This is a genomic window from Leclercia sp. W17 (assembly GCF_003336325.1).
Classification (GTDB): Bacteria; Pseudomonadota; Gammaproteobacteria; order Enterobacterales; family Enterobacteriaceae; genus Enterobacter.
Window position 1 is genome coordinate 2,180,263 of sequence record NZ_CP031101.1, and the last position, 14,476, is coordinate 2,194,738.

The window sequence follows — 14,476 nt, forward strand, 5'->3', positions numbered from 1 at the left end:
CGCTTACTGCTGCAATACCTCAGCAAATTTCGCCAGCCACTGCGGATGGGCAGGCCAGGCGGGCGCGGTAACCAGATTGCCGTCGACGTGCGCCTGGTCGATGCCAATATCGGCATACTCGCCACCGCTGAGGCGGACCTCCGGCGCGCAAGCCGGGTAGGCGCTACAGGTTCGTCCTTTCAGGACGCCAGCGGCGGCCAGCAGCTGTGGGCCGTGGCAAACGGCGGCAATCGGCTTACCTGCCTTGTCAAAGGCCCGCACCAGTTCGAGTACTTGCTCATTCAGGCGCAGATATTCCGGCGCACGCCCGCCGGGAATTAACAGGGCATCGTAATCCGCCTCTTTCGCCGCAGTAAAATCGGCGTTGAGAACAAAGCGGTGGCCAGGCTTTTCGCTATAGGTCTGGGCACCGTCAAAATCATGGATCGCCGTCATGATAAAATCACCTTTAGCTTTGTCAGGGCAGACCGCATCAACCTGATGGCCAATCATCTGCAAAGCCTGAAAGGGGACCATGGTTTCATAATCTTCCGCGTAATCGCCGACCAGCATCAGGATCTTCTTGCTCATCATCACCACTCCTCAAAAATAAAGTGAAAAACAGAGGACGCCAGCAGGCGCAGCTACGCTGCCAGCACTTTGTTACGACCATCATTTTTGGCGCGATACAGCGCATCGTCCACGCGCTTAAACAGATCGTCGATACTCTCATCCGGGTTATGCCGCGCAACGCCAATACTTACAGTAAAGCGGGGTAGACCGGGAATGGCAATGCGGGCGATTGCCGTGCGCAGGGTCTCTGCGATCTGCATGGCCGCATCCAGTGACGTGCGGGGCAGCAGCAGGACAAACTCCTCGCCGCCCCAACGGAACACGTAATCATCTTTACGGCTACCGCTTTCCAGCATCCGCGCGAGGGCAATCAACACCTCATCGCCTTTCTGATGCCCAAACAGATCGTTGATACGCTTAAAATGGTCGGTATCCACCAGCAACAGACTGAACTCCTGCTGTGCCGGAAGATGGTTGGGTGAGGTTTGATCGGTGAGGTGATAAAACTGGCGGCGGTTGAGCAGCCCGGTAAGCGAGTCGCGCAGCGCGGCGTGTTCAAGCTCCTGCTCAAGCCGTTTTTGCTCGGTGATATCATGAATAATGCAGAGCATCAGTTTATCACCGTAGATCTCAATGGGGCCGGCATAGGTTTGTACGTGCCGGGTCGTGCCGTCGGCAAGACGATGGATAAAGTTAAGCGGTTTATGGCCGCCGGGCAGGCGCGCGATCTCCATCATCACCGGCATAATATTGCGTCCCAGCGTGTTGATCTCCCAGGTGTGCTTGCTGCACATCTCCTCGTGGCTATAGCCATAAAAATTCAGAGCCGCCAGATTGGCATCCACAATCAGGCCGTCGCGGGCAGGGTCGATTAACAGCATCGGGGCGCTGTTGGTCTGAAAAAAGCGGGCGTAGAAGCCCTGTTTCTTGCGCTGATAGGTGCCTGAACGGGTGGCTTTAAGACCCATTACTGCCTGTCGGGCGATGCCTTCAAAGACAATCACTTCACCGATCGTGTCAAAAACGGCCAGCGAGAGGCGACAGGTGAGGCTGGTCTGCTGATCATCGACCCGCACGCTCCAGACTTCCACGATCTCCTGACGGGCTTTTAAATCGGGGACATACATCGCAAGCGTCGCCTGGGCATGGGCCGAGCAGATGCCTTTGCGCAGAATGTCCAGCGTTGCATCCTGCATGAGCATTTTGGCTGCCGTATTGGCGAACAGCACATCCTCCGTTACCGGGGATACCAACCATACGGGCGTTCTAAGCATATCCAGTGCATCAAACCCTGAGGGCGACATAGGTCAGTCTCATTTATTGCGCGTCAAATACCGGAGGGCCACGACGGCGCAGTACGCGTGGGCTTATCTGAAACATACTCTAGTTCATCCGATCGGACAGGATTTTTTTGTGATATGCGTATGAATTTCGTATTAATTTTACCAACTGGTAAGTTTTTATTCGTCGCTGTCGCCTGAAACTAACTATTTAATTCAGTATCGGATCGCTGCTGTGAAAACATTAATCCTATTTTCGTTTCCTACACTGCTTAATTGAAGCATGGCTAAATATGCGCCAATGAAACTGGTTTGTGGCTTAAATTTAAGGATTGAAATAGCTATGCCAATCATTTATAGCGTCAGTGGTCAAGGTAGCTCGCTGATTTTGAAAGAGTATTTGTTTCATGTTAAAACACATGGAATTAATATCTTCCCTAACGCAAATTACGAAATGTTAAATATTAAAAGTTTATCTCTACGAAATCAGAGTGAAAAAATAAAAACTGAATGCTATATAGTGGTTACCTTCTGAAAATACCGTTGTAGGATCTATTATGCTTAGAAATATAAGTGTGAGGACTTTTATTCTGAGTTATCTGCTAGTTGTGTTTCTTGTCATTGATGGCTTGGTTATATTTTTAGCACCGCAAACATCGTTGTTAATATTGCTAAACTCTCTGTTTCTCGTCGCGTGGGTATTTCTGTGGGTTTACATGACGCAATATCTGGTCGCGCCAATCAATACCGTCAAGAGGAGTATCGAAGAGGTTATTTCGGGCAATCTGGGGGTGAGCATCCCTGAATTTGGTAATAATTGTGCAGGCCGGTTAATCCCGGGAATCAATACGTTGTCCAGCAATCTCGCTACGCTGGTGCGCGAGATCCGCTCTTCTTCTCATACCGCAATGACCCTGTCGGAACAGCTCGCCGCCCGCAGCACGGCGCTGGCCTCTAAAACCGAGCTACAGTCGGCGTCCCTGATTCAAACCTCCGCCAGCATGGAACAGATGGCCGTCACCACCAAAAATACAGCGGATAACACCCGTCTGGCCATTGAGAAGGCCAGTGCCGCCACGCTTCAGGCAACAAAAGGCGGCGAGCTGATGGGGCAGGTTGCCAACAACATGCGCTCCATTACTGAGTGTGCCCAGCAGATGACGGAGATCATCTCGCTGATTGATGGCATCGCCTTCCAGACCAATATTCTGGCGCTGAATGCTGCGGTTGAAGCCGCCCGCGCGGGCGATCATGGTAAAGGCTTCTCCGTCGTGGCGGGTGAGGTTCGTAGCCTGGCCCATCGCAGCGCCGAAGCAGCGAAAAATATCAAGTCACTCATCGATGTCACCAGCAGCAATGTCAGTCAGGGGGCGATGGTCGTCGCAGAGGCTGAAAAGAATATGCACGACATCGTCAGCGGTTCCGGGCAGGTCAGTAAGCTGATGGATGAGATCTCCACCTCTACCGACGAGCAGGAGAGGGGGATCGCCCAGATCACCCAGGCGTTGAGTGACCTGGAGCAGGTGACCCAGAGTAACGTGGTGATGGTTGAAGAGCTGTCAGGTTCATCAGCGGTACTGAAAAATCAGGTCGTTGAACTGCAAACCCGTACCCGTAACTTCCGTCTGGAGCCGGCATCCACTGCGCCTCTGTACGACGGTGTAACCTTACCCGCACGTGCCTGATAATTAAGCCTGGCTCGCCAGGCTTTATCATGGGAGCAAACGGTACCGGATTAATCTCTTTTATGAATAAATTCAGCGCGATGCCGGGAGAAAATGTTGCTTAAGCTGGCAGGGTGGCTAGACTGACAGCAAAGAACAGCTACTGGCGGAGGCGCTGTGGAAGGCATAAAAGGATCGGAAGTTAACGTTCCTGACGCAGTATTTGCGTGGTTACTGGATGGTAAAGGCGGGGCACGGCCCCTCACCGACGACGATACTATCGATCAGCAGCATCCCTGTTGGCTGCACCTGAACTATACCCACCCGGAGAGCGCCCACTGGCTGGCCTCGACGCCCTTATTACCCAATAACGTGCGTGACGCCCTGGCCGGTGAGAGCCTGCGCCCTCGCGTCACCCGCATGGGCGAGGGGACGCTGATTACGCTGCGCTGCATTAACGGCAGCACCGATGAACGCCCGGACCAGCTGGTGGCGATGCGCCTATACATGGACGAGCGGCTTATTGTCTCGACCCGGCAGCGCAAAGTCCTGGCGCTGGATGATGTCGTCGGCGATTTAAAAGAGGGCAGCGGTCCGCAAGATTGCGGGGGCTGGCTGGTGGACGTCTGCGACGCGCTGACCGATCACGCCAGCGAGTTTATCGAAGAGTTGCACGATAAGATTATCGATCTGGAAGATAATCTCATCGACCAGCAAATCCCACCCCGCGGTTTTCTGGCGTTACTAAGAAAGCAGCTGATTGTGATGCGCCGCTATATGGCGCCTCAGCGGGATGTCTATGCCCGGCTGGCGAGCGAACGGTTCCCCTGGATGAGTGACGATCATCGCCGCAGAATGCAGGATATCGCCGAGCGCCTGGGACGCGGGCTGGATGAAATTGATGCCTGCATCGCACGAACGGGGGTCATGACCGATGAAATTTCCCAGGTGATGCAGGAGTCGCTCTCCCGCAGAACCTACACCATGTCACTGATGGCGATGGTCTTTTTGCCCAGCACCTTCCTGACAGGTCTGTTTGGCGTCAACCTGGGAGGGATCCCCGGCGGCGATTTCCGCTTCGGCTTCTCACTGTTTTGCATCATGTTAGTCGTTTTGATTGGTGGTGTTGCATGGTGGTTGCATCGTAGTAAATGGTTGTAAATTTACATTTTTTCGTCGCCATGAATTTCTTAAAACGCCATTTTAATTGAGCGAAGTCAAAAAACGATTTACCCATAAGGTGCAATATCTCTCCCGCAGGTGAATGCAACGTCAAGCGATGGGCGTTGCGCTCCATATTGTCTTACTTCCTTTTTTGAATTACTGCATAGCAAAATTGATTCGTACGACGCCGACTTAAATAAGTCGGCTTTTTTTTGCCTACAACTCAGCAGCGTCTACCCTAAAAGAGAGATTCCCGTTCTTCTGGAGGGTTATATGGCCATGCTTTTATCACTGCTGCTGCAACCCCTGCGGCAATCGGACCCGGTGCCTACTGATCCGGTGCCGGTTCCCGATCCGATTCCACGCCCACAGCCGATGCCGGATCCGCCACCGGATGAAGTGCCGATTAAAATGTCGCATCAGAGGCGGAGATCTGCGAGGATACGCGCCTGCTGACTGTGAGTCTTTTACCGCGAGAATAACTGTGACTGCTTTTTCAACGCTGAACGTACTGCCTGCCGCCCAACTCGATAACCTGAACGAGTTGGGTTATCTGACCATGACCCCTGTACAAGCTGCGGCGCTGCCAGCGATCCTGGAAGGACGCGACGTCCGTGTGCAGGCCAAAACCGGCAGTGGTAAAACGGCTGCCTTCGGTCTTGGGCTGTTACAGCAGATTGATGCCATACTGTTTCAAACGCAGTCTCTGGTTCTTTGCCCGACGCGCGAGCTGGCGGATCAGGTCGCAGGAGAGTTACGTCGTCTGGCGCGTTTTCTGCCAAACACCAAAATTTTGACCCTCTGCGGCGGACAGCCCTTCGGCGCCCAGCGTGACTCTTTGCAGCATGCCCCGCATATCATCGTCGCTACGCCGGGCCGTTTGCTCGACCATCTGCAGAAAGGCACCGTCTCGCTTGAGGCGCTGCAAACCCTGGTGCTGGATGAAGCCGACCGGATGCTGGACATGGGCTTTAGCGACGCCATTGATGAAGTAACCCGCTTTGCGCCGCCAACGCGCCAGACGCTGCTCTTCTCCGCCACCTGGCCGGAGGCGATCGCCGCCATCAGCGGACGCGTGCAGCAAAACCCGCTCGCCATCGAAATCGACACCGTTGACGCGCTGCCCGCCATCGAACAGCAGTTCTTCGATACCACCCAGCGGGGCAAAATCCCGCTGCTGCAAAAACTGCTCAGCATCCACCAGCCTGCTTCCTGCGTGGTGTTCTGTAACACCAAAAAGGATTGCCAGGCAGTCTGCGATGCGCTGGCCGAGGCCGGACAGAGCGCCCTGGCGCTGCATGGCGATCTGGAGCAGCGCGATCGTGACCAGACCCTGGTACGTTTTGCCAACGGTAGCGCCCGCGTGCTGGTCGCCACCGACGTCGCCGCCCGCGGCCTGGACATTAAATCCCTGGAGCTGGTGGTGAACTTTGAGCTGGCCTGGGATCCGGAGGTGCATGTTCACCGTATTGGCCGTACCGCGCGAGCCGGTAATAGTGGCCTGGCGATCAGCTTCTGCGCGCCAGAGGAGGCACAGCGTGCCAACATCCTGGCTGAGATGCTGCAAATCAAACTGAACTGGGTTGATGCCCCGGCAAACGTCACCATTACGCCGCTGGCGGCAGAGATGGCAACGCTCTGTATCGACGGCGGTAAAAAAGCCAAAATGCGTCCCGGCGATGTACTGGGGGCGCTGACCGGAGATATCGGCCTGGACGGAGCAGACATTGGTAAAATCGTGGTGCACCCGGCGCATGTGTATGTGGCGGTGCGTCAGTCTGTCGCGCAGAAAGCGTGGAAACAGCTGCAAAACGGCAAGATCAAAGGCAAAAGCTGCCGGGTTCGTCTGCTGAAATAAGCGGGCGGGAGCGTCTCAGCACGCATGCTGAGACGCTTAAAAATCATTTCACTTCGATAACGTTCAGACGCATCTCATCGAGCTGGGTATCATCCTCTTCTGGCTGCCATCCCGCCGGTTTCATCGGGATCTCTTCGCGGTCAAACGCCAGATCGCCGCCGTTTACCACTTCAGAACCGTGCTGAATTCCTTTGAAATCAAACAGGTTGATATCGCAGAGGTGCGAAGGCACCACGTTCTGCATCGCGCTGAACATGGTTTCGATCCGGCCTGGATAGCGCTTATCCCAGTCACGCAGCATGTTGGCAATCACCTGACGCTGCAGGTTTGGCTGTGAGCCGCACAGGTTGCATGGAATGATCGGGAAGGCTTTGGCCTCGGCAAAACGTTCGATATCTTTTTCGCGGCAGTAGGCGAGCGGGCGGATCACAATGTGCTTCCCGTCGTCGCTCATCAGCTTCGGTGGCATACCCTTCATTTTGCCGCCGTAGAACATGTTCAGGAACAGCGTCTGTAAAATGTCATCGCGGTGGTGACCCAGGGCAATCTTGGTTGCACCCAGCTCGGTCGCGGTACGGTAAAGAATGCCGCGGCGCAGGCGGGAGCAGAGCGAGCAGGTGGTTTTCCCTTCCGGGATCTTCTCTTTAACGATGCCGTAGGTATTCTCTTCGACAATCTTGTACTCGACGCCCAGCTTCTCCAGATACTCCGGCAGGATATGCTCCGGGAAGCCCGGCTGCTTCTGATCCAGGTTGACGGCCACTAACGAGAAATTGACCGGCGCGCTTTGCTGAAGATTGCGCAAAATTTCGAGCAAGGTGTAGCTGTCTTTGCCGCCAGACAGGCAGACCATGATGCGGTCGCCTTCTTCAATCATGTTGTAATCGGCAATGGCTTCACCCACATTGCGGCGAAGACGCTTCTGAAGTTTGTTGAGGTTATACTGTTCTTTCTTGGTAATATCTTGATTTTGCGACATTTAATAGTGGCTCAATTCGTTTGTGGCTAAAGCAGCTCAGGCGGCTCACCCATTAAGAAGGGGGGCAGCAGGTCAACATGAAAAAGTATGGCGTGTATGGTACGGATTACGGCGATGAATGTCAGCACGTTTTACAGCGCGTAATCACGCTGTTCCACACGGTTGGGTTTTTTGCCGTTTGCCGCTTGGCTCTATTTTGATAATCAACGCTATAGTAGTAGTCCATCCACAACAACGGGAGGTACTCATGCAGTATGTTGAAAAAGATGACCCGCGCGAGGCGCCGGAATCAGGTGATAAAAAACCTCAACCCGTCAAAAAATAGCTGACCGTGAGTTGTACCCGCGCCACCAGTATTAACTGGTGGCTTTTTTATCGCTTCTCCCCGCCACATACCTCCACGACGTTGTCTCTGTGTAGCTCAGTAACTCGTACTGTATCTGTACCGCTCACTCACCATAAAGACGCATAGGCCATTAATAATTGTCCCTGTACGATTGAGAAGTGGCAGGTAACAGAGACGATGGTGAGTAAAAACAGACTAATACGATGAGGTGATAACGATGGGCAAACAGTGGCAACTGATCGTGGGTATATTCATTTTGATCGCAGTGTCTTCATTCGCCCGGGCGAACACCACCGCAATGGGGCTGACGTTAGGCAAAACCACGCTACAGCAATTCATTAAAGCCTATCCCTCGTCCCTGCATGAAGGGCGCAGTAAGTGGAGCGACGGCGACATATTCTCTATTCCGAACCGGGAGCTGGGTCTGGAGGGAGTGAAAAACAACGCGGTGATCTTCAATAAGGGCGGCAAAATTACCGCCATTATGCTTGAGCTGGATAAGAGCCGTTTTGATGAAATCGAGAGTATGCTGGCGCATAAGTATGTGGTGGTGAAAAAACAGATCTCCTTCGCCGGTGATAAATACGCCAAATACCAGAATGATGAAGATTTAATCGAACTCGACGCCCCCTATTTATCATCCGTCATGAAGCTCACCTATTCAGAACAGATTTTTCAGGAGGCATATCTGAAAAAAAGCGCGGAGGAATATATCCGGCGCTGACGGGGAGCCTGGCGTACACTTAGCCAGTACGCGGCGTGCCGTCACGCCGCCTGTGAGGCATGGTTAACGCAAGGAGCCTGTAATGGCGAATAGAGTTTCTGCTCAGTGTCACTGCGGCGCGGTCCGGTTCACCGTCGAGCTCGCTGACGGGTTCAACACCATCCGGCGCTGCAACTGCTCATACTGCCGGATGCGTGGGGCGATTGCGGTTTCCGCGCCATTATCTGGCATCACTATTATTCAGGGCGAGTCGCTGCTGACCGAGTACCGGTTTAACACCCAGACGGCGGCGCACTATTTCTGTTCGGTCTGTGGGATTTACACCTTCCACCAGCGGCGCTCAAATCCAAATCAGTATGGCGTCAACGTAGCCTGCATTGAAGGCGTCTCGCCGTTTGATTTCCCGGAAGTGTTGGTAATGGAGGGGCGCGTTCACCCTAACGATGGTGGAGGAGGCGTTGCCGGCGTGCTGAGCTATCGCGAAAGGGGTACAGCAGAAAAGTAATCGCTGCCAGGTTCAGAAGGGCATACACAACTATTCTTGTCTCACTTGTCTGAGCAGTGCAACAAAGCAGGTAAAGACGTCATAGCAAATCAGAATATTGGAACGCCAGACAGGAATAATAAAAAGGCTGGGAGTTTTGCCAATATAAATAGTTAGCCCGCGTTGTAACGCGGGCTAATTTCATCAGAACTGATAAACCAGACCTAATGCTACGATGTCATCGGTGCCGATGCCATTGTCTTTGTAGAACTGATCGTCTTCGTCCAACAGGTTAATTTTATAATCAACGTAGGTAGACATATTTTTGTTGAAGTAGTAAGTCGCACCCACTTCAGCATATTTAACCAGATCCTGATCGCCCTGACCGTTATCAAGATCTTTACCTTTAGACTGCAGGTAAGAGACTACCGGACGCAGGCCAGAATCGAACTGGTACTGAGCGGTAACTTCAAAGTTCTGGGTTTTGTCGGCTACAGTGTTTGCTTTTTTACCGTCACCATAAGGCGTCATGTTGCGGGTTTCAGAATACATTGCCGCCAGGTAGATGTTGTTGGCGTCATATTTCAGGCCGGTAGTCCAGGCATCCGCTTTGTCGCCGTGCGCAGTGGTATTGCTAACCTGGTCGTTGGTACGGTCAGAAGAGGCGTAGGCCGCTGCTGCGCTGAATCCCATGCCGAAGTCGTAAGAGGTAGAGATACCGAAGCCGTCACCGTTCTCATAACGCACGTCACGACCGTTGTTGGTGCCTTCGTTACCGTTACCGGCATCTTCGTTGTTGCCCTGGTACTGCAGGGCGAAGTCCAGACCTTCAACCATGCCGAAGAAATCGTTATTACGGTAGGTCGCCACGCCGTTCGCACGGCCGGTCATGAAGTTGTCGGCTTTAGAGTAGGAGTCGCCGCCGAACTCTGGCAGCATATCGGTCCAGCCTTCCACGTCGTACAGCACGCCGTAGTTACGACCATAGTCAAATGAACCGTAATCACCGAATTTCAGACCGGCAAACGCCAGACGGGTCCAGGACTGATTTTCAGAGCCTTCGGTATTATTGGCCTGGATATTATATTCCCACTGGCCGTAGCCGGTGAGCATATCGTTAATCTGCGTTTCGCCTTTAAAGCCCAGACGGACATAGGTCTGGTCGCCGTCCGCACTGCTGTCGTCAGAGAAATAATGCAGGCCGTCCACTTTACCGTACAGATCTAATTTATTGCCGTCTTTATTATAAATCTCTGCTGCATTTGCTGCGCCAGCCATCAAAAGAGCTGGGATTATCAGAGCCAGTACTTTTCTTTGCATTGTGCCTAATCCTTACGCTGTGTTTTTATTTGAATGTTTTTAACTTTCCGCTGAACTTCCTACGCTGGAAAGATGTCTCATGCTAAATCACTCTCTCTTTTAGCGATAAAACATAATTGTTACCAGGTAAGTAAAATCTAAAGGAATTACTGCCAGAGAAATGATGATAAATATGGTGAATGTATTTAATTAACCCATATAAAAGTAAAATTACTCTTTCTTCCCTAAAATCAGTACACTCGGCGGCGTTATATGCCTGTAGTTATTTTTCCGTTTATAGCATAAATAACTTTTTAATATTTAAACTGTTATTTATTGCTGAACAGGAGCCGCCCGCCAGACACTTTCTGGCGGGCTTTTTTTATAGGTAAAGAAAAGCCCGGACATGCCGGGCTTCGGGTTATTCGCTGGCCGACTTTTCGGCTTTCCCGGCAAGTTGCGCCAGGAAGTCATAGCGTTTTTGCAGATCGGCGGCGGCATCTTTCCACAGCTGCTCAGCCACCTCGGGCTGCTGAGCGTTGAGGCGACGGAACCGCTGTTCCTGCCTCAGCGTCTCTGCCAGCGCGTCTGACGGTGGGCGGGAGTCCAGCGCCAGCGGCAGTTTGCCCTCGTCGGCACGACGCGGATCAAAGCGGTAGAGCGGCCAGAAGCCGGTCGCGGTCAACTGGCGCATCTGATCGTGGCTCAGCGCCAGATCGTATCCGTGCTCTTCGCAAGGGCTGTAGGCAATAATCAGCGACGGGCCAGGATAGGCCTCCGCCTCCTGGATCGCTTTCACCGTCTGGTTCAGCTGCGCCCCCAGCGAGATCTGCGCCACATAAACATGACCGTACATCATCATGCTGACGCCCAGGTCTTTACGCGCCTTGCGTTTGCCATGCTCGCCAAACTTGGTCACTGCCCCCAGAGGCGTCGCCTTCGACGCCTGGCCGCCGGTATTGGAGTAACACTGGGTATCCAGCACCAGTATGTTCACGTTTTCGGTCAGGCTGAGAACGTGATCGAGGCCGCCAAAACCAATGTCATAGGCCCAGCCGTCACCGCCAATCAGCCAGATCGATTTCTCGACCAGCGCATCGGCATCGGTTAACAGCTCTTCTGCACCTTCCACGCCCGCCAGCGCCTGACGCAGCTCGGCCACCTGCTGACGACGTACATCAGGCGTTGCCTCGCTGTGCAGGGCGCTGTTCAGCTCCGCCGGGATCGCATCGGCGAACTGTTCCAGCAGACGCATCACCCGCACACGGTGTTGATCCACCGTCAGGCGGAAGCCGAGGCCAAACTCGGCGTTATCTTCGAACAGCGAGTTCGCCCACGCCGGGCCGCGCCCGTTGGCATCGGTGGTGTACGGCGTTGACGGCAGGTTGCCGCCATAGATCGATGAACAACCGGTGGCGTTGGCGATCAGCATCCGGTCGCCATACAGCTGGGTCAGCAGCTTGATGTACGGTGTCTCGCCGCAGCCGGAGCAGGCGCCGGAGTACTCGAAGAGCGGGGTGATCAGCTGCGAGGTACGAATATCGATGCGCTCGAGGCTGTTGCGATCGATCTCCGGCAGGTCGAGGAAGTAGTCGTAATTCACTTTCTCCTCTTCCACATGTTCAAGGCGCGACATCATGTTGATGGCCTTGATCTCCGGGTTCTGCCTGTCTTTCGCCGGGCAGACCTCCACGCAGAGGTTACAGCCGGTGCAGTCTTCCGGGGCCACCTGCAGAACATATTTCTGGCCGCGCATATCGCGGGATTTTACATCCAGCGAGTGCAGGCTGGCCGGGGCAGCTTCCATGGCTTCAGGGGAGACCACTTTGGCGCGGATGGCGGAGTGCGGGCAGGCCGCCACGCAGTGGTTACACTGAGTGCACAGCTCCTCTTTCCAGATTGGGATCGCTTCCGCGATATTGCGTTTTTCCCAGCGGGTGGTTCCCATCGGCCAGGTGCCGTCCGGCGGCAGGGCGGAGACGGGGAGGGCATCGCCCAGACCGGCCAGCATCGCGGCGGTGACGGTTTTCACAAAGTCTGGTGCGGCGTCCGACACCACCGGCGGACGGTTCGGGCTGTGGGCGTTGACCGGCTGCAGTGGCACTTCCGCCAGCGACTCCCGCGCCAGCGCCAGCGCCTGCCAGTTGCGCTCCACCAGCTCCTGACCTTTACTGCTGTAGCTTTTGGCGATGGCCCCCTGCAGCTCTATCAGGGCGCTGTCGCCGGGCAGGATGTGGGTCAGATGGAAAAAGGCCATCTGCATCACGGTGTTGATACGTGCGGCCAGGCCGCATTCGCGGGCGATTTTCGCCGCGTTAACGATCCAGAACTTCGCTTTTTTCTGGTTCAGCACCGCCTGCACTTCCTGCGGCAGGCGCGCCCAGACCTCATCGGCGCTGTACGGGGTATTGAGCAGGAAAATCCCGCCCGGTTTGAGGCGCTCGGCCATCTGGTATTTGTCGATAAACTGCAGCTGGTGGCACCCGACGAAATCGGCCTGCGACACCAGATACGCCGAACGGATCGGCTGTTCGCTGACGCGCAGGTGGGATACCGTCAGCCCCCCGGCTTTTTTCGAGTCATAGACGAAATAGCCCTGGGCATACCACGGTGTGGAGTTACCGATGATCTTGATGTTGTTCTTGGTCGCCGACACGCTGCCGTCGCTGCCCAGACCGTAAAAGAGGGCTTCCAGCTTCGCGGTTGACGGCAGGGTATTTTCCGGTAACGACAGCGACAGATTGGTCACATCGTCATAGATGCCAACGGTAAAGCGCGGCTTCGGCTTCGCGGCGCTCAGCTCGTTAAAAATGGCCAGCACGCAATCCGGGCCAAACTCTTTCGACGACAGCCCGTAGCGTCCGCCAATTACCCGCGGCAACGTCTCGCGCTCGCCGCCATTAAAGGCTTCCGCCAGGGCGGTCATCACGTCCAGATAGAGCGGTTCGGCCTGCGCGCCTGGCTCTTTGGTGCGGTCCAGCACCGCCACAGATCGCGCGCTTTCCGGCAGCACCGCCAGCAGCTGTTTCGCAGAGAACGGACGGTAGAGACGCACCTTCAGCACGCCCACTTTTTCACCGCGGCGAAGCAGTTCATCCACCACCTCTTCACAGGTGCCGATGGCAGAACCCATGATAACGATGACGCGCTCTGCCTGCGGGTGGCCGTAATACTCAAACGGCTTGTACTCGCGCCCGGTGGCGGCGGCGAAGTCGGCCATCGCCTGGTCCACATGGTCATACACCGCGTCATACCACGGGTTGGTCGCCTCGCGGGACTGGAAGTAAGTATCCGGGTTAGCGGAGGTGCCGCGGATCACCGGGTGCTCCGGGTTCAGCGCCCGGGCGCGGTGGGCATCGATCTCCGCCTGCGGAAGGAGGGTGCGGATCGTCTCATCCGAAAGCGAGACAATTTTATTGATCTCGTGGGAGGTGCGGAAGCCGTCGAAAAAGTGGATAAACGGCACGCGGCTTTTCAGGGTCGCCATGTGTGAAATCAGCGCCAGATCCTGCGCCTCCTGCACGCTGCCGGAGCAGAGCAGGGCGCAACCGGTCTGGCGAACGGCCATGACGTCGGAGTGATCGCCAAAAATCGACAGGGCATGGGTGGCGATAGTGCGCGCCGCGACATGCAGCACGAACGGCGTGAGTTGTCCCGCCAGCTTGTAGAGCGTCGGGATCATCAGCAGCAGACCCTGCGACGACGTAAACGAGGTGGAGAGCGCGCCGGTCTGCAGTGCGCCGTGAACGGTGGCAATCGCCCCGGCCTCCGACTGCATCTCAACCACGCGAGGGGTATCACCCCAGACGTTTTTCAGCCCGTTACCGGCCCAGGCATCAGCCTGTTCCGCCATGGTCGAGCTGGGTGTAATGGGGTAGATGGCGATCACTTCACTGGTGCGAAACGCGACGGACGCGACTGCGCCATTGCCGTCAATAGTTTGCATATGACACCCTTACATTGCGCAAAGAAAGAGGGACCCGTAACGCATCGGCGGGTCCTGTAATTATCTTGTGAGTTTAGCAAAGGGGCGCTGAAACGATTTTCGCTTTTGTGTCCTGCTTATTGACGCTACCAATGGCTCGATCAAACTTTTGCGTAAAAATAGCGAACAAAACGTTTTACA

The 14,476-nt window shown here is 54.8% G+C and carries 12 protein-coding genes; 7 read left to right on the forward strand and 5 right to left on the reverse strand.

Going from position 1 to position 14,476, the window contains the following annotated elements:
- Nucleotides 1-3: 3 nt before the first annotated feature.
- Nucleotides 4-570 carry a DJ-1/PfpI family protein gene (locus tag DVA44_RS10740; RefSeq protein WP_114317080.1) on the reverse strand — a complete coding sequence of 189 codons (567 nt, stop codon included), beginning with the start codon at nt 568-570 and terminating at the stop codon, nt 4-6.
- A gap of 53 nt (nt 571-623) precedes the next feature.
- The gene (locus DVA44_RS10745; protein WP_114386710.1) at nt 624-1,856 is read right to left on the reverse strand and encodes a sensor domain-containing diguanylate cyclase; all 1,233 of its coding nucleotides are present in this window, start codon (nt 1,854-1,856) and stop codon (nt 624-626) included.
- Between the two features lie 533 nt (nt 1,857-2,389).
- On the opposite strand from DVA44_RS10745, the gene DVA44_RS10750 reads away from it, so the two are divergent.
- From DVA44_RS10750 to dbpA, 4 genes are all read left to right on the forward strand, one after another.
- Nucleotides 2,390-3,517, forward strand: coding sequence for a methyl-accepting chemotaxis protein (locus DVA44_RS10750; protein ID WP_168194473.1), 1,128 nt, complete (start codon nt 2,390-2,392; stop codon nt 3,515-3,517).
- A 156-nt stretch (nt 3,518-3,673) separates the two neighbouring features.
- Nucleotides 3,674-4,657 carry a zinc transporter ZntB gene (gene zntB / locus DVA44_RS10755; RefSeq protein ID WP_103822182.1) on the forward strand — a complete coding sequence of 328 codons (984 nt, stop codon included), beginning with the start codon at nt 3,674-3,676 and terminating at the stop codon, nt 4,655-4,657.
- A gap of 282 nt (nt 4,658-4,939) precedes the next feature.
- A complete protein-coding gene (locus DVA44_RS26180) occupies nt 4,940-5,116 on the forward strand; it encodes a hypothetical protein (protein ID WP_269776161.1) in 177 nt (58 codons plus the stop codon).
- Between the two features lie 28 nt (nt 5,117-5,144).
- Nucleotides 5,145-6,518, forward strand: a complete 1,374-nt coding sequence (dbpA, locus tag DVA44_RS10770) for an ATP-dependent RNA helicase DbpA (RefSeq protein WP_114386716.1) — start codon at nt 5,145-5,147, stop codon at nt 6,516-6,518.
- A 43-nt stretch (nt 6,519-6,561) separates the two neighbouring features.
- Here the strand turns inward: dbpA and ttcA are convergent, their stop codons facing one another.
- Nucleotides 6,562-7,497 carry a tRNA 2-thiocytidine(32) synthetase TtcA gene (gene ttcA / locus DVA44_RS10775; RefSeq protein WP_114386718.1) on the reverse strand — a complete coding sequence of 312 codons (936 nt, stop codon included), beginning with the start codon at nt 7,495-7,497 and terminating at the stop codon, nt 6,562-6,564.
- 247 nt (nt 7,498-7,744) lie between these two features.
- On the opposite strand from ttcA, the gene DVA44_RS25985 reads away from it, so the two are divergent.
- From DVA44_RS25985 to DVA44_RS10790, 3 genes are all read left to right on the forward strand, one after another.
- On the forward strand, nt 7,745-7,822 hold the full coding sequence (locus DVA44_RS25985) for a hypothetical protein (protein ID WP_225759512.1): 78 nt from the start codon (nt 7,745-7,747) through the stop codon (nt 7,820-7,822).
- A gap of 238 nt (nt 7,823-8,060) precedes the next feature.
- On the forward strand, nt 8,061-8,567 hold the full coding sequence (locus DVA44_RS10785; RefSeq protein ID WP_103822178.1) for a hypothetical protein: 507 nt from the start codon (nt 8,061-8,063) through the stop codon (nt 8,565-8,567).
- A gap of 82 nt (nt 8,568-8,649) precedes the next feature.
- Nucleotides 8,650-9,072 (forward strand): GFA family protein, encoded by a 423-nt coding sequence (locus DVA44_RS10790; RefSeq protein WP_114386722.1) that lies wholly within the window; start codon nt 8,650-8,652, stop codon nt 9,070-9,072.
- A gap of 183 nt (nt 9,073-9,255) precedes the next feature.
- Here DVA44_RS10790 and ompC read toward each other — a convergent pair whose 3' ends face one another.
- Both ompC and nifJ read right to left on the reverse strand, forming a co-directional pair.
- Complete coding sequence (gene ompC, locus DVA44_RS10795) at nt 9,256-10,371, reverse strand: porin OmpC (RefSeq protein WP_114386724.1); 1,116 nt, start codon at nt 10,369-10,371, stop codon at nt 9,256-9,258.
- A gap of 400 nt (nt 10,372-10,771) precedes the next feature.
- Entirely contained in the window at nt 10,772-14,296 is a 3,525-nt protein-coding gene (gene nifJ, locus DVA44_RS10800; protein ID WP_114386726.1) for a pyruvate:ferredoxin (flavodoxin) oxidoreductase, read from the reverse strand.
- Between the last annotated feature and the right edge of the window lie 180 nt (nt 14,297-14,476).